This is a genomic window from Flavihumibacter sp. UBA7668, from assembly GCF_002483205.1.
Taxonomy (GTDB): domain Bacteria; phylum Bacteroidota; class Bacteroidia; order Chitinophagales; family Chitinophagaceae; genus Flavihumibacter.
The window spans coordinates 871,257-896,220 of sequence record NZ_DLHM01000004.1 but is presented as its reverse complement, the minus strand read 5'-3'; the positions used below and the strand labels follow the sequence as shown (position 1 = coordinate 896,220).

Genomic DNA, 24,964 nt, shown 5'->3' with positions numbered 1-24,964 from the left:
AACACTCTAAACTTCTGATATGATCAACGATGCTTCCAATGAGGCGGGCAAAAGCCGCCGCGATTTTGTAAAAAATTCAGGATTGCTGGCTGGCGGACTGATGGCCGCTCCCCTGCTTTCCCAGGCTAATTTCTTCTCTGGCTCATCCGACGTTATTAAAGTGGCACTGGTAGGATGTGGTGGACGTGGTACCGGCGCTGCAATTCAGGCACTGCTCAGCAAGCAAAATGTTAAGCTGGTAGCAATGGCTGATGCCTTCCGCGATAACCTGGATAATTCCCTGAAAGCCATTATGGGTGAAGCTGCGGAAAATCCTGAATTAAAAGATAAAATCGATGTGGCGGAAGACCGCAAATTCAGCGGGTTCGATGGCTATCTGAAAGCCATCCCTTTTGCTGATGTGGTGATTCTTGCAACACCTCCGGGTTTCCGTCCGATTCATTTTGAAGAAGCAATCAAACAGAACAAACATGTGTTCATGGAAAAACCGGTTGCAGTTGATCCTGCAGGTGTTCAGAAAGTACTGGCTGCCGCAGCTATAGCCAAACAGAAAAAACTGAATGTAGTGGTCGGGCTGCAACGTCATTACCAGAATTCCTATCGGGAATTATATAAAAGAAAAGACCTGATTGGAGATATCACATCAGCTCAGGCATGGTGGAACAATGATGGAGTTTGGGTACGCGAACGTAAACCCGGACAAACAGAAATGGAATACCAAATGCGGAACTGGTATTATTTCAACTGGCTTTGTGGAGATCATATCAATGAACAGCATATTCACAATATTGATGTAATCAACTGGTTCAAAGGTGGCTATCCGGTGAAAGCCCAGGGTATGGGTGGCCGACAGGTGCGTACCGGAAAGGAGCATGGTGAAATATTTGACCACCATTATGTTGAATTTACCTATGCAGATGGTTCTATCTTAAACAGCCAGTGCCGCCATATTGTAGGTACCATGGCAAGAGTAGATGAATTGCTGATTGGCACCAAGGGTAGAATTGCCTGTGGTGCAGGATCAATTACTGATCAGAAAGGAAAACAACTCTACAAATTCGATAACAAAACAGAAAACAATCCTTATCAGACCGAACACGACGAATTGTTTGCCGCCATTGCAAAAGGCCAATATAAATTTGCCGATGCAGAGAATGGAGCTAAAAGCACCATGACCGCTATTCTTGGAAGAATGGCCACATACAGTGGACAGGTAATTGAATGGGATAAAGCTATCAATAGCGGGTTGGATATTATGCCAAAAGAATTTAGTTTTTCTGCGGCACCTCCGATTGTTCCCAATGCAGACGGGTTCTATCCGATTGCCATACCGGGAAAAACAAAATACGTTTAAGCGTACACGTTCTATTTTTTAAAATACAAAGCCCCTGCATCTTAAGCTGCAGGGGCTTTTTGTATAGTTCAAAAAAAGTTGTTCAAAAGATGGGGGCAGTATAGACATACACCCCGTTTTTAAATCCAATATCCTATGAAAAACTATAAAGTAGTATTCAATATCCGTACCACTGGTGGTTAGTAGGTAAGATTGAAAAGTTTTTCGGGTATCCAGAGGAACCAACTCCCCAAATTGCGCAAAAGTCTACACAAAATAGCTTAAATAAGTTCCAGATTCAGTACATTCAGTTACTATGAATCGTCGCAACTTCTTAAAAAATTCCAGCCTGGCTGGTTTTTCAATCACTGCAGGAAGTCTGGTAGCCTGCCAGACAAGTCCTGCAAAAGAAATCAGTTCGAATGAAGAAAATACAGACTCCTTTGAATTGGAAGAATGGACCATTCCACAATTTCAAAAAGCCATGGAGAATGGCCGGTATACTTCTGCAGCCATCACGCAATTATACCTGGATCGTATCATTGCAATTGACAGAAAGGGGCCGGCATTAAACTCGGTCATTGAAATCAATCCGGATGCTATTTCCATTGCAAAATCACTCGATAAAGAGAGGGAGGACGGAAAAGTGCGTGGACCCTTACATGGTATTCCGGTTTTGATTAAAGACAATATCGATACCGCTGATAAAATGCAAACCACGGCTGGAGCACTTGCATTAGAAGGTAATATCGCTACCAGAGATGCATTCATCGTAAAACAATTGCGCGACGCAGGAGCAGTATTGCTGGGTAAAACAAATTTATCGGAATGGGCCAATTTCAGATCCGGCAGATCCTGCTCGGGTTGGAGCAGTAGAGGCGGTCAAACAAAAAGTGCCTATTTATTAACCCATAATCCATGTGGATCCAGTGCTGGATCAGGTGTAGCGGCATCCGCCAATTTATGTGCAATTGCCATTGGAACAGAAACTGATGGATCCATTACCTGCCCCTCCTCCGTAGCAGCCCTGGCAGGCTTAAAACCTACTGTTGGTTTATGGAGCAGATCAGGAATTATTCCGATATCACATACCCAGGATACCGCTGGCCCAATGTGCAGATCAGTAACGGATGTGGCGATCACTTTATCAGCATTAACTGCAACGGATAAAAACGATCCTGCATCAATGGCTGCTACTGGCAAAGCAGATCCTGATTATACCAAATACCTCGATAAAAAAGCACTGGCAGGGAAGCGGATTGGAATAGAGAAAAAACCACAAGGTGATAATCATTACCTGCATGCATTGCAGAACAAATGCAAAGAACTCCTGGTTGCCCAAGGCGCCACGGTTATTGAAATTGAATACCTTGATAAAATAAACGAACTCGGAAAGCACGAATATAATGTCCTGAAATACGAATTTAAAGATGGTGTAAATAAATACCTTTCGCAGGCTAATGCAAAAGTAAAAACGCTTGCGGAAGTAATCGCCTTTAATAAAGCAAATGAAGACAAAGCCATGCCTTTTTTTAAGCAGGATACACTCGAGGCATGTGAGGCACTAGGCGGCCTGGACAGCTCTGAATACAAAGCAGCGCTCGAATCTTCGTTTACAGGTTCCCGCAAGATCCTGGATGAAGTGATGAATACAAATCAGCTGGATGCAATTGCCGGATTAACCATGGGGCCATCCTGTGCAATAGATCGCTGGTATGGAGATCGCTGGGGTGATGTATCCTTAACATCGCCCGCAGCAATAGCTGGTTATCCGCATATTACAGTTCCTGCCGGAGAAGTGTATGCATTACCAGTTGGTTTTTCTTTTTTCGGTACCGCTTTTTCAGAACCGGTTTTAATAGGGTTGGCCTATTCTTTTGAACAGGCAAATCCAGCCCGTAAAAAACCGGCTTTTGTTGCCAGTATTCAGTAATATTTACAAAGCCCCTACAATATGCCAAATCCATCATCGTCTTCATTTACCGGACTAAGTATGGAAGAAGTGGCAATTGCAAGGGCAACCCATGGCTGGAATGAATCGTATCATAAAAAAGAAGCACCTTTTTGGAGAGCATTGAAAAACCTGGTAAAGGAACCTATGTTTTTGCTTTTACTGGCTGCTGCTATATTGTATTTCATAAGTGGACAAACTAATGAAGGTGTATTCATGGGTTTTGCAATAATACTGGTAAGTACTATTTCAATCTATCAGGATGCGAGAAGCAGGCATGCATTGGATGCATTGAAAAAACTGACGGAACCGGTTGCCCGGGTGATTAGGGCCGGAACAGAAATCAATATTCCTTCACGAGAACTCGTACCAGGAGATTTGTTTATTGTGGAAGAAGGTGGGTTGATTCCGGCAGATGGAAAAATTATCCAGGCAAATGACTGTAGTGTAAATGAATCTATACTAACTGGTGAATCCTTTACCGTTTCCAAAGAAGTGAATAGCCCTCTCAACCTATTGTTCCAGGGAACTTTCGTAACGGGTGGACTCGCCATCGCAGAAGTAACCGCAATTGGTCAACAGACGAAGTTGGGGCAGATCGGAAAGCAGATGGCAAGCATGAAAGAGGAGCAAACGCCTCTTCAGAAACAGATCGCCTCCTTTGTAAAGAAAATGGCATTAGCTGGCATACTGGTATTCCTGGTGGTTTGGCTGATTCATTACCTGAAAACGCGCCTGTTATTGGATAGTTTATTGAAAGCACTCACGCTGGCCATGAGCATATTGCCGGAAGAAATACCGGTTGCATTTACCACCTTTATGGCATTGGGTGCCTGGCGGCTCCTGCAAATGGGTATCATTGTAAAACAAACCACAACAGTAGAGGCACTTGGATCAGCTTCTGTTATCTGCACGGATAAAACAGGAACGCTGACAGAAAATAAAATGAGTCTGGCAGCAGTCTATAGTGGGCCTGATAAATCAAAAGACGCTGAACTTATAAGGGTGGCTATGTTTGCCAGCGAGCCCATCCCTTTTGATCCAATGGAAAAAGCCCTTCACGAAGCCTATGCAGCTTCAGTACAAAAAGATGAGCGGCCAGTTTTTCAAATGGAAAAAGAATATCCTCTGGGAGGAAAACCTCCTATGATGACACATATTTTCAGAGCCACGGATGGCCGGCGCGTCATAGCTGCCAAAGGAGCTCCGGAAGCCATTTTTGCAGTATCAAATATGGACAAGATGCCTCTGAATATGGCTGAGAACCTTGTGCAGGAGTTCGCCTCAAAAGGCTATCGGGTACTTGCCGTTGCAGAAGCTGATTTTCCGGAAAATGCAACCAACTACCCTGAACAGCAACAGCAATTCACCTTCCGTTTACTTGGATTGGTAGCATTTTATGATCCTCCCAAACCGGAAATTTCCAATGTAATAAATGCATTTTACGAAGCGGGAATAAAGGTTAAAATATTAACCGGTGATAATGCCCTTACCACTCAGGCTATTGCCCGTGAAATCGGATTTCGAGGAAGCGATACCGTTATAGAAGGTGCGGAACTGATGAACCTGACACCACCTGAATTAACTAAACAGATAGACAAACACCAGGTTTTTGCGAGAATGTTTCCTGAAGCAAAACTGACTATTATTGAAAACCTGAAAAGCAGGAATGAAGTGGTTGCCATGACGGGTGATGGAGTGAATGATGGACCCGCTTTGAAAGCTGCCCATATCGGAATTGCCATGGGTGATAAAGGTTCGGAACTTGCTAAGAAAGCCGCTTCATTGGTATTAACAGACGATGATTTGGGTAAGATGGTAGACGCTGTTGGCATGGGTCGAAAGATTTATTCCAACCTGAAAAAAGCCATCCGTTATATAATATCAATACATATTCCTATTATACTGACAGTATTTTTACCACTGGCTTTAGGATGGATTTATCCTTCTATTTTTACGCCGGTCCATGTTATCTTTCTGGAATTGATAATGGGACCAACCTGTTCGATCATTTATGAAAACGAACCAATGGAAGCAGGTACCATGCAGGCTCCTCCCCGTCCTTTTCAGGCTACATTTTTTAGCTGGCGGGAACTAAGTGTAAGCATTTTTCAAGGACTGGTTATTACTGCTGCATGTTTGGGAATGTATCAGTATGCTGTTGGTTCCGGATCAGATGAAGATGGAGTACGCACCATGGTATTTCTCACCCTTATTACAGCCAATATTTTTCTAACCCTTGTTAACCGGTCCTTTCACTATACTATTTTTACCACCATCCGGTATCCAAATAAACTTGTTCCGATTATTATATTGATAACCCTGGCAATAACCCTCTTACTTCTATTGATTCCCTCCTTTCGGAGTTTTTTTGGATTCAGTGAACTTGATATCCACTATTACCTGGTTAGCCTGCTTGCCGGATCCTTGTCTGTATTGTGGATGGAACCGGTAAAAGCATACTTACTTCTTAGGAAGAAAAATCAGGTAAATAAATCCTGAAGCTTGCTCCCTGTCCGGTTTCCCCCTGCGCACTTATATATCCCTGATGATTATCGACAATTTTTTTACAAATCGCGAGACCAATTCCTGTTCCGGGGAAGGATTCCTTACCATGAAGTCGTTGGAAAACCTGAAATATTTTTTCCCGATAAGAGTTGTCGAAACCAATTCCATTGTCTTCCACATCAATTTGGTGGTAGGCCCAGGCAGGATTCAATTCCGGCTCCACGACACTTCCTGGTTCCCATCTTTTATATCGGATCTGTATCACCGAATTTTTAGATAGATCAGAAAATTTGATAGCATTACTAAGCAGGTTAGTAAATAATTGCTCCATCTGGAATGGGATGGCCCATATAATCGGCAGGGGATCCAGATCCAACTGTATTTTTCTCTGTTCAAGGCCATCATCCAATTGCTGCACAATGGTATTGACCATATAACCCAGGTCGGTTCTGGCAAAATGGTTATCCATTTTATTTACACGGGAATACGAAAGTAGATCCAGAACCAGTTGTTGCATTCGTTCCGCCGTTGAACGTAGGCGTTGCAGAATCTCCGCACCTTTTTCTGACAAACGGCTTTTCTCCAGTTCAGCAACAAGCGATGCAAAGGTTTGTATTTTACGGAGTGGTTCCTGCAAATCATGACTGGCCACATAAGCAAATTGTGCCAGTTCCGTATTTGAATTGATCAGCGCTTCATTGGAGTTTTTTAATTCCTGTGTCCTTTCTTCCACCTGTAATTCCAGTTCATCAGTAAATACTTTATGTTCGTGGATATCCGTGCTGCTGCCCACCCACATTTCTATTTGCCCCTCTTCGTTATATTGCGGTACAGCCCTGCTTAATTGCCACCGATAAACACCATCATGCCGGCGAAACCGATGCTCAAATAAAAACGGTTCGCCTGTTTGAATGGAGGCCATCCAGTATTTTATATTTTCTTCCCTGTCATCCGGATGAACAATTTCAAGCCAGCCCACTTTGTCTAATTCTTCTGCGTTATATCCTGAATATTCATGCACTGATTTATTAAAGTAATAAAGATTTCCTTCTGCATCACTGATCCATACCATGGCTGGCAGCGTATCAGCCAGTGTACGAAATTTCTGCTCACTTGTCCGCAGAGCAAGCATCGTTGATTTCTCTTCAGTAATATCAAGTATAGTTCCGGTAAGCCGGATGGGCTTTCCTTCCTGATCAAATTGTACCTTTCCCCAGGCTTTCAGCCAATGTAATTCCTTTTCCTTACGATAAACCCTGAATTCGTACTCCAATACACCGGTTTTAAGAGATCGTTCGTGGGCTTGCTTTCTTATTGTTAAATCATCCGGATGGATTCGGGATACGAGGTCATTGCGACCTACCGGTGCATCGGGATCCACACCAAATATTTCAAGAAATCCTCTGGAATAATACATTTCATTCGTCAGCAGATCTACCTCATAATTACCCATGCCGGTAGCATTGATGGCCATTTGTAACCGTTCTTCAGCTTCTTTGGCCAACCGCTTTGCCTTTACCGTTTCAGTTACATCATAAGCACTAATCATCACCCCGGAAACTGCAGAATTGATATCTTCTCTTAAGGGAGTATATTCTATGTCAATATAAAATATTTGTCGGCCGTCCTTTGCATCAACATATGCTTCTACTTCTTTATCCCGATAGACTTCTCCGTTTTCCATAACCTGCCTGATTAAATCCGGAAATGCCTGTCCGGCTAATTCTGGAAATACCGCTACCAGTTTTTTACCCTCTACCTCCTGCGTAGTGCGTCTCCAGAAACGGGTAAGCATGGAGGTATTGGCCATTTCAATGATCATTTCAGGACCCCGAATTATAGCCATGGCAATAGGTGACTCCATCACCATTTTTCGAAAATTCTTTTCTCTTTGCTCAAGTTGCTGCCTTGATAGAACCAGTTCTGTGACTTCAGACGCAATTACAATTATTCCGACAATTTCACTCTCCTCATTTCTAAGGGGCTGATAAATCAGATTAAAAAAGCCCGTTTGCGACTTACCGGCCCTTTCCAGCTTTACCTCAAAATCAGTTGCGGTAAAGGGATTTCCGGTTTTCAGGACGTTTAACAAAATAGGTTCAACCTGCTCCTTAACTTCAGGCAGTATTTCAAAAAGTGGTTTCCCAATTATTGCATCTGATGGTTTATCGATTAATTCCAGGTACGCATCATTGGCCATTTCCACAATGAAATCGCTTCCCATAAGTATGCACAATCCAACCGGGGCCTGTTTAGCTATTTCCTGAAAAGTTTTCCGCATGTTTAACAACCGTGTTTTTGCAATAATACCAGTTCCCTGATATGTTTAATCTTTTTTAGAAAATTTCCTGAAAAACCGTAGTATTATATATAAAATTAATCCATGTCAATCGCATACCTGCTTCTGATCCTGTTTATTTTACTGGCTGTTGTATTGATTTTTTTGTATAACCGACTGGTTAAACAACGTTTACTTGTACGGGAAGGATGGAGTGGAATCGGCACCTTCCTGCAGCAAAGAAACGACCTGATCCCTAACCTGGTTGAAACGGTTAAGGGATATGCGCTCCATGAAAGCAGCACCCTGACCGATGTAATTAAATGGCGCAATCAACTCCAGACAAGCAATACGCCTGGTGAACAGATAAAAGCCAGCAATCAGCTCAATTCAGCACTTGCTAATTTTTTTGCATTGGCAGAGGACTATCCCGACCTGAAAGCAAACCAAAATTTTCTTCAATTGCAACAGGATCTGAAAGAAATAGAAACCAGCCTCAATCAAAGCCGCAGGTACTATAATGCCACGGTCAGAACCTTTAATTCTTCCGTTGAAGTATTTCCTAGTAACCTGGTTGCCGGAATTTTCAACTTTAAAACTGAACCATTTTTTGAAGAATCATCCGAGAGCAGGGAAGTTCCTTCTGTTCGATTTGGATCCTAACCTTATTGCCTATGCACTATTTTAAATCAGTTTGCCTGCTTATTTTTTGTTGTATTATAAGCATATGCTCCTGGTCGCAGGAACCTTTTTTAATTACCGAAAATGCTGCCCGTTTTCTATCTCCGGCAAAGCTGGACTCCGTTACAGCATCTGCCCTCCGATCTGCAGCTCAAAAGAATCAAATTGGTCCGGCAATTTTCTCAGAGCGATATGCTGCTTACCGGCCACGTATAGCCGAATTGATAAAATCATTTGTGCTGTTTTCCTATCGGGTACTGGATAAAAAAACGGAATCTAAGAATCCGGAACCCGGATCTCCTGCATTTACTGCGATTCAACAGCAATACCTGCAACCCGTTCAGGAAGCACTGACCCGAATTATTGCCACTCCGGCATCCGTTTATCCTTTATTGGAAGGCGATGAATCTGACCGCGTGATCCGTTTCCATTCAGAGCTGAACATACTTGCTTCAGGAGAAATTCAGGTAACGGAAACCATTAAAATCTATAACGGAGAAGGCGGTACACTTTCCGAAAATGATGATATTAAAAGAGGAATTGTTCGCGATTTCCCTACCAAGTACCAGCATAAAGACGGTTACTGGGTGCATACCGGTTTCAACCTAAAATCCGTAACAAAGGATGGAAAGGAAGAGCCCTACAGTACGCAGTCCCTTGATAATGGAACAAGAATTCAGATCGGCGATGCAGATATACTACTGCCAAAAGGGATTTTTATATACCAGCTTGTTTACACCACCAACCGCCAATTGATCTTCCATTCCGATCGCGATGAATTGTATTGGAATGTAAATGGCAATGGATGGGTATTCCGCTTCGATACGGTAAGTGCCTCCCTTCATTTTCCTGAAAAGGCAAAAATTGCTGCTGCTAAATGTTATACCGGGTTATTTGGCTCTACAGATCAATTCTGTACGGCAACAGCAACCGGCGGAAACAGTATTGAGTTTCAAACCATCCATGGACTCAATAGTTATGAAGGCCTGACAATTGCAGCCGATATTCAAAAAGGTATTTTGATTGCTCCGGGCAGTACAGCCAATTTCCTTAATTTTCTTCGTGCCAACTGGCTGGTACCCGTTTTACTGCTGATTATTATTATTGTCTTTTTTTATAACTGGAGAAGCTGGAACAAAAAAGGCCGTGATCCAAAAAAAGGAGTCATCTATCCACAATTTGAACCACCCGCCAACTATCGGCCCGCTGATCTCGGATACCTTTATCAACAACAATATGGTAGTCATCTGTTCGTAGCCAGCCTGGTGGATGCCGCGGTACATAAAAAACTGGAAATTGAAGTGAATAAAGGAAGCAGCTGGTTTTCCGGAACAGAATACCAGTTCAACAAACCTACTTCCGTAGCTAAAACGTCCAATGCCTCCCTGGTGAATCATTTTGGCTTTGATGTAGCTGCATTATATGGCCTCAAATTAAAACCGGGAACCTATAACAGCACCTTAAAATCCCTTTACACCTCTCTTGAAACAAGGCTAAAAAACCAGTTTCAGATCCAGCAAACCAAGGGCTATTCCAACAGCGGATACTTTTCACTGAATCGCGGTTATTTGTTTTTAGGAAGTTTCTTACTGGTCGCTGCTTTTGCAGCAAGTATCATCTTTCTCATCATGAACTTCACCGTTCCTCTTGGAATTTTTGCTGCAATTTGCCTATTGACTCTTTTAGTGATGCAAATTGTTTTTTACAGAATAATGCCTGCTTATTCGGAGAAAGGACGGGAAATTGCCGATCATATTGAAGGCTTTCGCTTATACCTCGATCAAACCGAAAAAAGGGTCTTTGAAACCCTTACTCCGCCCGAAAAAACATTGGAACTCTTTGAACGATACCTGCCCTATGCCATTGCGTTAAAAGTAGAAAACTCCTGGGCCAATCAATTTGATGAGATTCTCAATAAAGCATTGGAAAGCGGGTATCAGCCAGCTTATTTTCATGCAGGTAGGGGCTTTGCTCGAAATCTCCAGTTTGCTGATCTTACCCGGGGTGTTTCATCGGGTTTATCCAGTACCATTTCTTCCTCCTCCACACCGCCCAGCAGTAGCAGCGGCGGTAGCCGTGGAGGTGGTTCAAGTGGTGGTGGCGGTGGCGGCGGCGGCGGCGGCGGCTGGTAATGGGATCGAACTGCGATTTAACGCTGTCTCCCTTTTTCCTTGAAGGCTCTGTAAGAGCCTTTTTTTGCAGGCTCTCTTGAAGCTGCTTTGGCTTCTTCCTGCGAACTGTCTTTCTTTGGACCCTTGTAAGCTCCTCCGGTTTTCTTTTTTGCCGCGGGCATACCTTTAATTTTTGCCTTAATTCCGGATTTATACTTGATATCAGGCTTAGACTCAACTTTCGGTTTGTCTTCTTCCTTTATTCTGAACGCTATTTTCGGAGGCTGTACCTTTCGTTTATTTTTTACTGGAGCAGCCGACGATTCTTCAATTGCTTCTTTCAGTTTTTCAATTTCCACTTCACTCAGGTAACGCCATTTTCCGGTTGCCAGGGTACTGAGTTGCAGGTGCATGATACGCACTCTTTTCAAGGCGGTAACTTCATAACCCAGCTCTTCACACATACGGCGGATCTGTCGGTTAAGCCCCTGCGTTAGGATGATGGTAAAACTCTGCTTACCCGTAACCCGAACCTTACAGGGAAGTGTAACCGTACCCAGCATTGGAATGCCCGCTTCCATTTTTTCTACAAAACCCTGCGCTATGGGTTTATGCACCCGAACCTGGTATTCTTTTTCGTGGGAATTTCCCGCGCGCAACACCTTATTTACGATATCGCCATCATTGGTCAGCAGAATCAATCCTTCTGAATCCTTATCCAAACGGCCAATGGGAAAAATCCGTTTTGGGTAATTTAGAAAAGAAATAATATTTCCCTGCACATGTTCTTCAGTTGTAGTAGTGATTCCCATTGGTTTATTCAACAGGAGATAAACCGGTTTCTCTTTGTGCTTGCGGGTAATCAGGCTGCCATCCACTTCCACTTCATCGCCGGGCTTGAAGCGATTGCCCAGTTTGGCGGGTCGCCCATTCAATAATACCCTTCCCGTTTTAATTAACTCATCGGCTTCCCTGCGAGAACAATAGCCGGTATCACTGATAAACTTGTTTATACTAATGGATTCTTCCAATGCCTTATTTTTTCTTTTTTGATTTTTTTGCCGCGGATTTTTTTGTGTCCGGTTTCTTAGTGGTGGCTTTTCTTGCTGCAGCTGTTCCACCTTCTTCTTTTATGGCTGTACTAATTACCCACTCATAATCCAGTTGTCGTTTTTCCAAATTGGCTGCCACCACCTTAATACGAACCTTATCTCCCATTCGGAAGGTTCTGCCCGATCGCCGTCCGGCCAGCATATAATCTGTTTCCACATGCCTGAAATCATCATAGTCCGATAAGCTTACAATACTTACCAGTCCCTCACATTTATGTTCCACCGTTTCAACCCAGAAACCAAAGGAGGAAACGCCACTGATTACTCCATCAAATTCTTCCCCCAGAAAATTCATCAGGTATTCTACCTGCTTGTATTTATTGGAAGCGCGTTCTGCATCCATGGCAGCACGTTCCCGCTCACTGCAGTGTTTGCATTTTTCTTCCATTTTTTTATCGGGAAGAAATTTTTCATCCAGCACTTCCTGCAAAACCCGGTGCACCAATACATCCGGGTAACGACGGATAGGCGAAGTAAAATGCGCATAATGTTCGAATCCCAATCCGTAGTGTCCGATATTTTTGGTGGTGTACACCGCTTTAGCCATGGTACGGATTCCCAATTGCTCCAGCACATGCTGTTCCGGCTTTCCTTTTACATCCAGTAATAACTGGTTAAAAGAAGCGGCAATGCGTTCGGGTGATTTGGTATCAAATCCATGTCCGAATTTTCTGGCGAAGGCAGCAAATGGAGTCAGCTTTTCTTCATCCGGCTGGTCGTGTACCCGATAAGGGAAGGGAAGCGTTTTTTTATTCACTTCAATTTTGCTGACATATTCCGCCACCGTCCTATTAGCCAGCAACATAAATTCCTCAATCAATTGATGTGCTTCCTTACTCTCTTTGATCATGATACCAATCGGCTTGCGGTTTTCATCAAGTTTAAAGCGGACTTCCTGCGAGGAGAAATTAATCGCACCTTTCTTAAACCGTTGTTTACGGAAACGTTGTGCGAATTTATTCAGCAATAAAATTTCTTCCTTATATAATCCATCTTCCGATTCAATAATCTCCTGCACTTCTTCATAGGTGAAGCGATGATCAGAATGGATAACGGTTCTTCCCAGCCAGAAATCTTTCACATCTCCGCGGGCATTCATTTGGAAAATCGCAGAAAAGGTGAGTTTATCTTCATGCGGACGCAGGGAACAAAGCTCATTAGAAATCCGTTCCGGCAACATGGGGTTCACCCGATCCGGCAAATAAACGGATGTAGCCCGCTTATAAGCCTCCTTATCCAACTCCGTATCCTGCTCCACATAATGGCTTACATCGGCAATATGTACCCCGATTTCATATCCTCCTTTCACAGAACGGAAAGAAATGGCATCATCAAAATCCTTGGCATCTACAGGATCGATGGTAAAGGTCAACACCTTCCGAACATCTTTTCTACGATCGATTTCTTTTTTATCAATCGTATCGGGAATTCGTGCAGTTTCTTCCAGCACATCTTCAGGAAAAGCCATCGGGAAACCATTTTCCAGAATAATTTCTTTCATGGCCAGGTCATTTGGCTCCTGCTCTTCCAATAACTCAACTACTTCTCCAACCGGTTTTTTATTATTGGACCATTCAATAATTTTAACCACAGCACGTGCACCATTTGCGGCACCCTGTAGTTTTTCAAGAGGTATATAAATATCCGGCATAGGCTTATCACTTTCCGGAATAAAAAAGGCGAAGGTTTTGCTCAGTTCCAGCTTCCCCATAAATAGTTGCTGCTTACGATCTACCACTTCGGTTACGATTCCCTGCAGGCGGCCCCCTCCTCTTCCGGAAGATCGCATCACCTGCACCCGAACCCGGTCGCCATGCATGGCAGTATTAAAATCATTGGGCCGAACCAGGATATCCTGCTCCATTCCCTCCACAATCACGAATCCCATTCCACTACGGGTAATATCCATCCGACCAACCGGAAGCGCATTGTCTGCGCCAGCTGGTTTTTGCTTTTTTTTAGTTTGTTTCTTTTTACTCATCATTTCACTTTTTCGGTTAAGCAGAAGCAGAAAACTGTCTGCTAAATGTACCGATAATCGATTTAAAGCGGTCCATCTTATTAAATAAAAAGACCATTTCTATAGGAAGTACATACAGCGACCAGGCTGCCAAATCCTGCTGAAACTTCATCAACCGAACTGCATCTTTTTCAGTTGTCAATATTATTTTTTTATTTCCACCCAGCTGACTAAACCGGCGTTCGATTTCTTTTATATCATCGATGGTGAAAATATGGTGATCACTGAACACCATTTGTTCATAACTCGCTACCTTTTCCGATAGCAGGCGTTTTAAAGGTTTTGGATTGGCGATGCCGGTTACCAGCAACACTTCCATATTCGCCTCCAGTTTCCGTTCCTGCCGGCTCACCAATTGATAGGGGCTGCCATAGGAGATACTGGCAAAAAAAAGTTCCTGCCGGGGGGCTGGTTCTAATTCCTTTTCAATTTCTTTTGCCTGCTGCTCACTCAGATTAGCCGGACATTTGGTTACTACAATAATATCCGCACGCTCCGCACTTCTTTTTTCATCCCGCAGATCACCGGTTGGCAGGTACCAGTCGCGGGAGTATAAATTACTGTAATCGGTTAAGACAATATTCAGGCCAGCCTTTATTGCACGGTGCTGAAAGGCATCATCCAGCACAATTAATTCCGTTTCCGGCCGATCATGCAGCAAAAGCGGAACAGCTACTACCCTTTCCTCCCCCACAGCCACTGAAACATGCGGAAATTTCAGATGAAACTGCATGGGTTCATCGCCGATTTCCAGTGCTGTTGTTTCCGCATTAGCCAATGCATACCCGCTGGTTTTTCGTTTGTATCCCCGGCTAAGGGTAGCCATTTTCAGCTCCTTTCCAAATTGCCGGAGCAACCATTCCACCATAGGCGATTTACCGGTTCCACCTGCCGCAATATTACCTACGCATACAATGGGAATATTAAAACTGGCACTCTTCAACACCTTCCAATCATAGAGTTTGTTTCTCAGAAAAATGGCCACCCAATACAGTAGGGAAAACGGAAACAACAACATCCGCAAAGGCTTCAGCAGGGGAAAATTAAAATTCATAGAATGCATCCGGGGTTAAACAACCATTTAAAGGCAGATCAAACTGATCCAATCCGGGCAGCGCCTCTAACGGTTCAAAGTAACTGATTCCCAGTTTATAACAATCTGAAGGCACATTAGTTAGAAACCGGTCATAATACCCTTTCCCATAGCCCAGGCGATACCCTTTTTTATCAAATGCCAGCAGGGGAACCAATACCAGATGCAGATCGGCCGGATCAATCACCTGTCCTTCCACCGGTTCTGCAATACCGTATTTATTTTTCCTGTAATCTGTTTCTTCATTTACCAGCAGGGCTTCCATTTCAGGTTTACCGGGATGAATAACCGGATATGCCAGTTGCAGCATCGGAATTCGGAACTCCATAAAATCGGTCAGCAAAAAGGTATTGGGTTCTGCTTTCTCTTTTAACGGCCAGTAAGACAACACGGTTTCCAACTGATCGGGCCATTGCCATTGTTGAAAGTGTATCAGGATCAGGTCATCCCGTCGGCTCCTCTCCTTTTCTGAAAGTGCCAATCTTCGATTGAGGAAATCAATTCTGCACTCCGCTTTTGTCATGGCTCAGCGATTGATAAAAAAAGAAAACACAGTAGTTCCATAATTACGTTCCTGAACAAACCAGGTATAACCCTGATAATTGTTTCGTGGCGTATGTTCCAGCACAAACATACCGCCTGGTTTCAGCAATTCTTTTTCCACCACTTTTTTGGGCAACTCATCAATAGTGGTCAAAGCATACGGCGGACCAGCAAATATAAAATCATATTGATCGGTACAACTTTCCATGTATTTAAATACCTCCATACGCACCACCCGAATGCTTTCTTCCATTCCCAATTCCTTCACTGTTTTGGAAATGAACGCATGCATGGTTGGATCTTTTTCAACAATCACCTGCTCTATTGCGCCACGGGAGCCCAATTCATAACTGATGCTTCCCGTTCCACCAAAGAGATCGAGGGTTTTGGCGCCTTCAAATTCAATATTGTTTTGAAGAATATTAAATAACCCTTCTTTGGCTATATCAGTTGTAGGCCTGGTATAAGGCATATTGGTTGGAGGCTGAATTCTTCTGCCACCCAGTTTTCCGCTTATGATACGCATAATCCTGCCTGAATAAGTGGGGTAAAAAAATGAGCATTCATTCCCTGCAATTGCCGGTCGTTCAATTGAATGCCGTCCGGCATCGGGCTCAAAGCCAGATTGCCCAGGTATTTATAGAGATCAAGGTAAAGCGCACTGGAAGTTTCCATCCAGCCCGACCATTCAACCTTTGTCGATTCCGGAGCAAGCCCGAATTGTTGTAAAACCGACAGAACCAGGTAACTGACATCATCCGGAGTTTGGTAATCCAACTGCTGGAAAAACTTCCAGCCAGTATGATGCAATGCCATAAAAATCCGGTGCTGATCAATTACCAGATATAAAATCCCTTCTTCCGGATGATTCCGTTTATTAAGTTCCTGCATCCAGGTGGTTAGCTGGTGCGTATGGGTTGCATTGGAATGAAGATCGGCCATCGCAGAATAAACGGAACTGGGCATACGAAATACCGTATAATGTTCTCCGTTTAAATGTAGGTCTGTTAACATAGTGCCTTTGAACAGATCACCAAATTGGCAATCCAGCCACTCCTTTCCATTATCATTTCCATACAAAGCAGATGGGATAAGCGTCACCTGTTGCGACTGATATAAAACATGTACTTTTTTCCATTGACGGATCCAGTCTTTTTTATCCATTATCCAATCCTTCAATGAAATAGAGGCATCTTCCTCATTTATTTCAAACTGATAAATTTCCAGCAGCAGCGGCTGCCTGTTTTCATCAAGTCCGAGCAAACGGATTCCCTCACCGCTCAATTGAACCAGGAGGTGTTTGTCAGACAGATCAGAGAGCTCTTCCAACGCAATACTATAATTGGTAGTATAAGACATAACAAGTGCTGCAATAATACGGTATTCCCAATAATCAGGCCGCCAGTTTGTGCAGCAGTTTTTTTCCTGCTGCCTTAACTTTTACGTCGTCCTCCATCTTTGCAGGTAATGTTTGCATTTTTTTAAGCAGGCCGATGGCTTTGGCCCGTTGATCCAACTGGTGATATGCCCGGGCCAGTTCGAAATAATTGAGGATAAAGGAAGGGTTGAGTGCCATGCTTTTTTCATACGCTTTGGCTGCCAGATCAAAGCTTGCATCGGGGAAGGCGCCATAAAATAACTTCACCGCTCCTCTTTTAAAACTGCCCAGATCCGAGATTTCATAATACCACCGCCCCAATACATGGTAAGGACGAAAATCATTGGGATTTATCTGTATCGCTTTATCTGCGTGGTATTTGATCTTCTTTATTGATTCCACCAATTCTTTACCCGAACTCATCAATGCCACCCTTCCCAGGGAAACTGCCATTGTAAAATGAGCATCTCCTGAATTGGGATAGAGTTGCAATGCTTTACTGGCAAATTGATTTGCTTTTTTATAATAGGCATCCCGTTTCGCCTTTTCAGCTTCCAGCCTGTTCCCCAGCCGATCTGCCAGCAAACTTGCTTTAAATAAAGCGGTATGATTGGCCGGCTCTACTTCCAACACCCGGAGGTATTGCTGATAAGCCAACTGATCATTCAGTGCCTTTTCAAACTCATCGGCTTTTTTTATAAGCTGCTCAGTTTCCTGCGCCAAACACGCTGAAATCAATCCGGAATAAAAAGCAAGCAGAAGAAATAATCGTTTCATGAACTAATCAAAACTACGGGTCAAACTGATGCCCACCTTTCCATTAAACTGATGGATCGGCGCATTTAGTTTATAAATACTGATCGTGATTTTGACAATATTACCGAATTGATGATGAATTTTATGAATTATTGAGTCAGCAATTTCTTCCAGCAAAGGGGTTGGGATAGCCATTCTTTTCTGAACAATTATAAACAAGTCTTCATAGCTGATCAGGTGTTTGAGACTGTCATATCTGTCTTTTTTGACAACATAATGTACATCGAGATTCACTTCAAAATCATTCCCGGTTTGTTCTTCTCCGGGAAAAAGTCCATGGAAACCATGGAAAACCAGTTGGTGCAGGTGAACGGTTAACATAACAAATTTGGCGGCTTTACTTGCCGCCAAATTATCAATTATGCGATAGACTCCAGTATTATTTTTTTAAACGTGTCCTGCTGCAGAGAGAAAACGCTCTGCATCAAGGGCTGCCATACAGCCACTTCCGGCGGCAGTAACCGCCTGACGATAAATTTTATCCTGCACATCACCAGCGGCAAAAACCCCTTCCACGCTGGTTTTGGAGGTTCCGGGAACGGTTTTTATATACCCGGCTTCATCCATTTCCAGCCAACCTTTAAAAATATCTGAGTTGGGCTGGTGGCCGATGGCAACAAAAAAACCGTTTAGGGCGATTTCTGTCTTTTCACCGGTCAGTATATTTTTAATGCGGACTCCTTCCACCTTCTTATCACCCAGAATCTCATCGGTTTCAGTATTCCAGTAAATGGTAATATTCGGTGTTGCTTTAACGCGATCCTGCATCACTTTGGAAGCTTTCATTCCATCCTCCCCTTTTCTAACGATCATGTGTACCCGCGTTGTCAATTTGGACAGATAGAGTGCTTCTTCACAGGCCGTATCACCGGCACCAACAATTGCCACTTCCTTTCCTTTAAAAAAGAATCCATCACATACGGCACAGGCACTTACACCAAACCCATTCAGCTTTTGTTCGCTTTCGATACCCAGCCATTTTGCAGATGCGCCTGTTGCTATGATGACAGAATCTGCAGTGATCGTTTTTTCCTCATCAATTACAACTGTAAAAGGACGTTTTGAAAAATCCACACTGGTAGCCAATCCATAGCGGATATCGGCGCCCATACGTTTGGCCTGTTTTTCAAAATCCTCCATCATTTCAGGTCCCTGGATTCCCTGGGCATAACCCGGATAGTTTTCCACTTCTGTAGTGATGGTTAATTGCCCGCCAGGCTGAATCCCCTGGTATAAAACCGGGTTCAAAGCGGCGCGGGACGCATATATTGCGGCAGTGTATCCAGCCGGACCAGAGCCAATTATTAAACTGTGTACGTGTTCGGTTGATTTATTATCCATACGGGTCTATTAAAGTTTAGAGCCTGCAAATTTACATTCAAATTTGTTAATTCAATGTGAGTGAAATCACTTGGGGATAACGAGTGTATCATACTGTACTGAGTAACCGCCGAAATACCCCAGGGCACCGCCTTTAATATTACTTAACACCCTGGTTGGGTTGGCAAACGGACTACCTATGGAGCCATAATTGTATTCCATGGTTCTCCAGAAATCGAAACAGGCTTTATCGATATTGGTAAATTTAAGGATAACGGTATCTCCCCTGTCAAAGAAGGAATAGGTTTCAAAATCAATTTCTTCATTCCGATTGATGCCTTTTTCCACTTCAATATCATAAGCACTTCCATCAACGATCTGATCGTCGAATACTGAATTTAATCCGGGATTGAAGGGGCCTCCATTGGTTGAGTTAAAAAAACGGATATAGTTTCCAAATCCGGGGGGATCTGTTACCCTGGCCATCATCACCACTTTATTGGTATCCGGATTATTGATGGACGGCCTCCACCAGAGTGAATCAACTGTTTTTCTATGGAAAGGTATAGTTGTATTGGCGGTATAGATTTTTCCTTCTACGGTAATTTCCAGAGAATAGGATGTTCCTTCCTCTCCGATAAATGCTGTTGCAAGATTAGAGGAGTCCGTTGAATAATAATAAATAGTTCCCGCCGGTGTTGGAATTCCATATTCTTTCAACTGGTGGGTTTTTGTTCCATTGGATACACGCACAACGGCATTTCGCACAAAGGAGCCCGTTAGTATTTCGGGATTGATTTCGCTAAAAAAATCCAGGCTGCGGGATAGGAAGAAAAGCGGAGCTGTTCCGGTTTCGATGGTGCCTTCCACCACCAGTTTAGTTTCCTGTTTGTCCAGGTCAAACCGGACAGATTTTTCGCAGGATATAAGTCCTGTCAAAAGAATAAGGTAAAGAAAAATGATCCGCATAGGGTCCATACAACAAAACATGTGAGAAAAGGTTAAAAAAAAGGCCATCTCCTGGTTAAGAGACGGCCACTATTTTACGCTTTCCCGGGAATTCACCATTCACCTTTCACCTTTCACCTTTCACCTTTCACCATTATCCCAGATACGCTTTCAGTGCATTGCTATAGCGGGCCTTTTGCAGGCGCTTGATGGCTCTTTCTTTGATTTGGCGGATACGCTCTTTGGTAAGATCGTATTTCTGTCCAATTTGCTCAATGGTTACTCCATTTTCACCATCCAGGCCAAAATAAGCGTTAACAATTTCCGCTTCACGGGGACTCAAAGATTTCAATACCCGCCGAATTTCATTCCGGAGAGAATCCTGCATAACGTCTTCGTCGGTATCGTCACTTCCTTCCAGCAAATCACCCATTGCAACATCTTCGGCTTCGTGAACGGGTGCATCGAGTGAAGTGTGACGGGTATTACTTTGAAAAATATTATTGATTTCAGTTTCGCTCATTTCCAGGATTTCAGCGAGCTCTTCAGTTGAAGGCTCCCGCTCATGTTCCTGTTCGAATGCCATATAAGCTTTATTGGCTTTGTTATAGGTTCCGATCTTGTTCTGAGGCAAACGAACCAGACGACCCTGCTCAGCCAAAGCCTGAAGAATGGACTGACGAATCCACCATACGGCATAGGAGATAAATTTAAAACCCTTGGTTTCATCAAAACGTTGTGCGGCTTTGATCAGACCAAGATTTCCTTCATTGATCAGGTCACTCAGGGAAAGACCCTGGTGTTGGTATTGCTTTGCCACAGATACCACGAAACGAAGGTTCGCCTGAACCAGCTTGTCCAGGGCTCTCTGATCACCCATTTTAATCCGCTGGGCGAGGGTTGTTTCCTCTTCCGGGGTAATCATGGAGATTTTAGAGATTTCCTGCAAATACTTTTCTACCGCCTGGGAGTCGCGGTTGGTAATCTGTGTAGCAATTTTTAGCTGCCTCATGCCTGTCTATTAATTTAATGAATAACGCTCATATGACGCTTACGGTTCGCCAATAGTTGTATAACTACCAGTTAAAGATAGGCGAAAATGGTCCAGAACTGTCTGCAAAGATAACTACTGCTTGCTAGAAATCATAGCTTTTGTGGATAATTATCTGCTTATCAAGGCTAAAGGAGGAACTGTGTCCAGGCTCAAATGCAGGCTGGGCGTACCGCAACGGTTTGCGGTAAGTTCGTTTAATAGTGAACGATAGAGCCATCCGGACTGTGAAGAACTAATTCCTTTTTGCCGGATGCTTCCACCCTTCCCACGATATTTCCTCCCAGTCCGAGTGCTTTTCCAGCTGCAATCAGTTGGTCAGCAGCAGCTTCTGTGGTAAAAACTTCCAAACGATGACCCATGTTAAAGACCTGGTACATTTCCCGCCAGTCGCTGCCGGAGGCATTTTTAAGTAGATCAAAAACTACGGGAGGCTCAAAAAGATTGTCTTTGATTATCCGGAAAGGCTCCGGCAGGTATTTAAGACATTTTGTTTGTCCGCCGCCGCTGCAATGAACCAGTCCATGAATAGCACCGAAATATTCCTCCAGCAATACTTTCATGAGGGGTGCGTAGGTGCGGGTCGGACTTAACAACAGGTGACCGATATCGGTTGTTGGGAAACCGGCCACTTCAACCGCATCTGTAAGGTGATTGGGACCGATATAAACAACTTCTTCCGGTAAACCGGTATCAAAGGACTCCGGAAACTGGCTGGCATAGTCTTTATGCAGGGCATCATGACGGGCACTGGTAAGTCCGTTACTGCCGATTCCGCTGTTATATGTTTTTTCGTAATTGGATTGCCCGGCGCTTGCAAATCCGACAATTACATCGCCAGCTTTGATTAAATCATTGGTAATCAGTTTATTTTTGGGCCAGCGGGCGGTCATCGTTCCATTTACGGCGATAGATCGGACCACATCACCAACATCTGCGGTTTCTCCACCCAGGTAATGGATACCCACCCCGTAGGTTTTCATTTCATCAAAAAACTCCTGTGTTCCGGATATGATGGCTTCCAATACTTCGCCCGGAATAAGTCGTTTATTGCGGTCAATGGTGGAGGAAAAAAGCAGATTATCATGAATGCCTACACAAAGCAGGTCATCAATATTCATAACGATGGCATCCTGAGCAATTCCTTTCCAAACATCGAGGTTGCCGGTTTCTTTCCAGTAAAGAAAAGCCAGAATACTTTTGGTGCCGGCACCATCCGCATGCATGAGGTTTACCCAATCGGCATCATTTCCAAGATAATCAGGGTAGATTTTGCAAAATGCGTGCGCATAGAGCCCCTGATCCAATTTTTCCGTTGCTTTATGAACTTCTTCCTTTTGTGCAGATACACCTCTTTTTGAATACAAACTCATGATTGCGATTTCGAACTGCGAAGGTGGGGAAAAAAGGTGAAAGGTGAAAGATGAAAGGTGAAAAGAGAGAGGTGAGAGGTGAGAGGTGAAAAAAACGAAATGTTTTATACGACTCTAAGAATATACTCGACTGTATGAAAAACAGCATATTAGATAAAATACCGGATTGATTTCCTTGTTCTTTCTATTCTGTTTCTAATTGTTTCTATGCTGTTTTTAAGTGGTTGGATATCTTATGTTCGCTTTAGCATCGCCCTTCCGATAGCCTTACAACTTCCCCCTACTTTTATCCTTTCCCTTCTCCCTCCTCCCTTCTCCTTTTCTCCTTTTCTCCTTTCACCTTTCACCTTTCACCTTTCACTTTTCACTATTTTTGCCCTCCCTATGCAGGTACATCGTAATATTGAACAACTTCCCTTATTTCAAAATGCCATACTCACGATTGGTACTTTTGACGGCGTTCATTTGGGACATGGGTCCATTATTGAGCAAATGAAAAGTTTGGCAAAAGAAGTTAACGGAGAAACCGTTATCCTAACTTTTCACCCGCATCCGAGAAGGATTGTCGGCAAAGAATTACAACCGGTCCTGTTATTGAACAGTATGGCTGAAAAAATTAAGCTGCTGGAGGCAGCAGGGATTGATCACCTGGTAGTGGTACCATTTACCCCTGAATTTGCTGCTCAATCTCCGAAAGCTTATGTAGAGGAATTCCTCATCCAAAATTTTCATCCGCACACCGTTATTATTGGATATGATCATCGTTTTGGTCAAAACAGAGAAGGCGATTTCAAGCTGTTAGAAACCTATGCAGCAGAACAGGCCTTCGGTTTGGTGGAAATCCCCGGCAAACTGCTGGAAGAAGCTACGATCAGTTCCACCAGAATCCGGCAGGCATTACTTCAGGGTGATATCGAGCTCGCAGGCAACCTGCTTGGTTATGATTATTTTTTTGAAGGGCTGGTTGTCAAAGGCAATCAATTGGGCCGGACATTGGGTTACCCAACTGCCAATCTCCAATTGATTGACAATGAAAAACTGATTCCGGCGAATGGAGTTTATGCAGTTACCGTGTCCTTTCCAAACAAAACACTAAGCGATCCTGAACACCTGAATGGCATGATGAATATTGGCGTGCGGCCAACGGTTGATGGTCTCAGCCGGGTTATTGAGGTGAATATCTTTGATTTCAAAAAAGATATTTATGGTGAAACCATTTGTGTTACGCTTAAAAAATGGTTGCGGGCTGAGCAGAAATTCAATGGGCTGGATGCTTTGAAAGAACAATTGGGCAAAGATAAAATTGCCAGTATACAGGCACTTGGCCTTACATAATTTTCACCAACAATTCTTTCAGCAAACCACTATCAGATGTTCCGCTGTCGTTTATTCCGATAGACCGAAGGTTATATTGATGAAGCAGTAAAAGAATCCGTTCAATACCATCATAGCCATAGCGCTGAGAACACTGAATATAATCCTTTACAAAAAAGGGGGAAGTTCCAATGGTGGATGCAATCAGTTTTTCATCCGAACTATGCACCCCGAAAATCATAAATACTTTACTGAAATAATTATAAAGAGCCGGCAGAATCATTTGAATGGGCCCAGCTTTGGGATTGCTTTCAAAATACTGAACGATCCGGATTGCTTTGGGTAAATCTTTTCTGGCAATGGCTTCCTGCAATTCAAACACATTAAATTCTTTGCTGACACCAATGAATTTTTCAATATCATCTTCCGTTATATTGGTTCGGGTTCCAAGATTGATTAACAATTTATCAATTTCGTTTTCGATCCTGCTCAAATCATTTCCAATATGATCCACCAAAAGAAGACAGGCTTTTTGCTGAATGGTATAACCTTTGGACTGCACCAATTTTTCTGCCCAGGCAGGTAATTGGTTTTCGTACATTTTTTTGGTTTGAACCAACTCGGTTTTATCTTTCAACAGTTTGGCGAGCTTGCTGCGGCCATCCACTTTTTTTTCCTTGTGGCCAACAACGAGAATGGTGGAAGACAGCGGATGACTGATATAGTGTTCCAATTTATCCAGATCTTTCATTTGCTGTGCTTCTTTTATAAGCACCACCTGTTTGTCTGAAAACATGGGGTATTTCATGCAGGCATTAACAACATCTGCCCAGTTTGCTTCCCTTCCGTAAAAAACAGTAAGGTTAAATCCGGCTTCAGCTTCCGATAAAAGCTGGTGTTCTGCCACCTGCATCACCTTATCAATGTAATAATCTTCTTCGCCTTCCAGCCAATAAACAGGTTTGAATTGTTTTTTCTTCCAGTCTGCCAGGATCTTATCTACGGACATGCTTTTGATTTCAGGTTTGCAATAATAATTGAAAGCTGGGAAAAAAAGCGGAAATTGCGGTGCAGCCTGCTTTCCCACCCCCTGAATACTGCTTAATTTTACCCTCTTATTTTTTTTGGCACGGT

The 24,964-nt window shown here is 43.4% G+C and carries 20 protein-coding genes; 6 read left to right on the top strand and 14 right to left on the bottom strand.

Features of this window, described 5'->3' with window-relative positions; all coding sequences use genetic code 11:
* The first annotated feature begins 19 nt into the window (after positions 1-19).
* From B2746_RS11820 to B2746_RS11810, 3 genes are all read left to right on the top strand, one after another.
* Complete coding sequence (locus B2746_RS11820) at positions 20-1,354, top strand: Gfo/Idh/MocA family protein (RefSeq protein WP_290793934.1); 1,335 nt, start codon at positions 20-22, stop codon at positions 1,352-1,354.
* A 295-nt stretch (positions 1,355-1,649) separates the two neighbouring features.
* Positions 1,650-3,266 carry an amidase gene (locus B2746_RS11815; RefSeq protein ID WP_290793931.1) on the top strand — a complete coding sequence of 539 codons (1,617 nt, stop codon included), beginning with the start codon at positions 1,650-1,652 and terminating at the stop codon, positions 3,264-3,266.
* Positions 3,267-3,287: 21 nt separating this feature from the next.
* Positions 3,288-5,786 (top strand): cation-translocating P-type ATPase, encoded by a 2,499-nt coding sequence (locus B2746_RS11810; protein WP_290793930.1) that lies wholly within the window; start codon positions 3,288-3,290, stop codon positions 5,784-5,786.
* Here the strand turns inward: B2746_RS11810 and B2746_RS11805 are convergent.
* Complete coding sequence (locus B2746_RS11805; RefSeq protein ID WP_290793927.1) at positions 5,755-8,073, bottom strand: PAS domain S-box protein; 2,319 nt, start codon at positions 8,071-8,073, stop codon at positions 5,755-5,757. The two genes, B2746_RS11810 and B2746_RS11805, sit on opposite strands and share 32 nt — an antisense overlap.
* Positions 8,074-8,175: 102 nt before the next feature.
* Here B2746_RS11805 and B2746_RS11800 point away from each other — a divergent pair, with 102 nt between their 5' ends.
* Together B2746_RS11800 and B2746_RS11795 are read left to right on the top strand one after the other, a co-directional pair.
* Positions 8,176-8,733 (top strand): LemA family protein, encoded by a 558-nt coding sequence (locus B2746_RS11800; RefSeq protein ID WP_290793924.1) that lies wholly within the window; start codon positions 8,176-8,178, stop codon positions 8,731-8,733.
* 11 nt (positions 8,734-8,744) lie between these two features.
* The gene (locus B2746_RS11795) at positions 8,745-10,883 is read left to right on the top strand and encodes a DUF2207 domain-containing protein (RefSeq protein WP_290793922.1); all 2,139 of its coding nucleotides are present in this window, start codon (positions 8,745-8,747) and stop codon (positions 10,881-10,883) included.
* A 17-nt stretch (positions 10,884-10,900) separates the two neighbouring features.
* On the opposite strand, the gene rluF is transcribed toward B2746_RS11795, so the two are convergent.
* The 12 genes from rluF to B2746_RS11735 all read right to left on the bottom strand — a co-directional run bounded on the left by rluF (position 10,901) and on the right by B2746_RS11735 (position 22,516).
* On the bottom strand, positions 10,901-11,893 hold the full coding sequence (gene rluF / locus B2746_RS11790; protein ID WP_290793919.1) for a 23S rRNA pseudouridine(2604) synthase RluF: 993 nt from the start codon (positions 11,891-11,893) through the stop codon (positions 10,901-10,903).
* Positions 11,894-11,897: 4 nt separating this feature from the next.
* Positions 11,898-13,958 (bottom strand): ribonuclease R, encoded by a 2,061-nt coding sequence (rnr, locus tag B2746_RS11785; RefSeq protein ID WP_290793916.1) that lies wholly within the window; start codon positions 13,956-13,958, stop codon positions 11,898-11,900.
* Between the two features lie 13 nt (positions 13,959-13,971).
* Positions 13,972-15,048, bottom strand: coding sequence for a tetraacyldisaccharide 4'-kinase (gene lpxK, locus B2746_RS11780; RefSeq protein ID WP_290793913.1), 1,077 nt, complete (start codon positions 15,046-15,048; stop codon positions 13,972-13,974).
* Complete coding sequence (locus tag B2746_RS11775; RefSeq protein ID WP_290793911.1) at positions 15,038-15,610, bottom strand: 5-formyltetrahydrofolate cyclo-ligase; 573 nt, start codon at positions 15,608-15,610, stop codon at positions 15,038-15,040. Before B2746_RS11775 ends, lpxK begins: the two co-directional genes overlap by 11 nt.
* A 3-nt stretch (positions 15,611-15,613) precedes the next feature.
* Positions 15,614-16,156, bottom strand: a complete 543-nt coding sequence (locus B2746_RS11770; protein ID WP_290793909.1) for an RsmD family RNA methyltransferase — start codon at positions 16,154-16,156, stop codon at positions 15,614-15,616.
* Positions 16,144-16,989 carry a DUF3822 family protein gene (locus B2746_RS11765; RefSeq protein WP_290793906.1) on the bottom strand — a complete coding sequence of 282 codons (846 nt, stop codon included), beginning with the start codon at positions 16,987-16,989 and terminating at the stop codon, positions 16,144-16,146. The genes B2746_RS11770 and B2746_RS11765 overlap by 13 nt, the downstream gene beginning before the upstream one ends.
* Before the next feature lie 34 nt (positions 16,990-17,023).
* On the bottom strand, positions 17,024-17,785 hold the full coding sequence (locus tag B2746_RS11760) for a hypothetical protein (protein WP_290793904.1): 762 nt from the start codon (positions 17,783-17,785) through the stop codon (positions 17,024-17,026).
* Between the two features lie 3 nt (positions 17,786-17,788).
* Complete coding sequence (locus B2746_RS11755) at positions 17,789-18,175, bottom strand: dihydroneopterin aldolase (RefSeq protein ID WP_290793902.1); 387 nt, start codon at positions 18,173-18,175, stop codon at positions 17,789-17,791.
* 36 nt (positions 18,176-18,211) lie between these two features.
* Positions 18,212-19,165 (bottom strand): thioredoxin-disulfide reductase, encoded by a 954-nt coding sequence (gene trxB, locus B2746_RS11750; protein ID WP_290793899.1) that lies wholly within the window; start codon positions 19,163-19,165, stop codon positions 18,212-18,214.
* 66 nt (positions 19,166-19,231) lie between these two features.
* Positions 19,232-20,083, bottom strand: a complete 852-nt coding sequence (locus B2746_RS11745; protein WP_290793897.1) for a DUF4249 domain-containing protein — start codon at positions 20,081-20,083, stop codon at positions 19,232-19,234.
* 163 nt (positions 20,084-20,246) lie between these two features.
* Complete coding sequence (locus B2746_RS11740; protein ID WP_039132713.1) at positions 20,247-21,104, bottom strand: sigma-70 family RNA polymerase sigma factor; 858 nt, start codon at positions 21,102-21,104, stop codon at positions 20,247-20,249.
* A 236-nt stretch (positions 21,105-21,340) separates the two neighbouring features.
* Positions 21,341-22,516, bottom strand: a complete 1,176-nt coding sequence (locus B2746_RS11735) for an AIR synthase related protein (protein ID WP_290793890.1) — start codon at positions 22,514-22,516, stop codon at positions 21,341-21,343.
* A 207-nt stretch (positions 22,517-22,723) separates the two neighbouring features.
* Between B2746_RS11735 and B2746_RS11730 the strand changes: the two genes are divergently transcribed.
* Positions 22,724-23,851, top strand: a complete 1,128-nt coding sequence (locus B2746_RS11730; protein WP_290793887.1) for a bifunctional riboflavin kinase/FAD synthetase — start codon at positions 22,724-22,726, stop codon at positions 23,849-23,851.
* On the opposite strand, the gene holA is transcribed toward B2746_RS11730, so the two are convergent.
* Positions 23,844-24,839, bottom strand: coding sequence for a DNA polymerase III subunit delta (gene holA, locus B2746_RS11725; RefSeq protein ID WP_290793884.1), 996 nt, complete (start codon positions 24,837-24,839; stop codon positions 23,844-23,846). The two genes, B2746_RS11730 and holA, sit on opposite strands and share 8 nt — an antisense overlap.
* Positions 24,840-24,964: the final 125 nt, after the last annotated feature.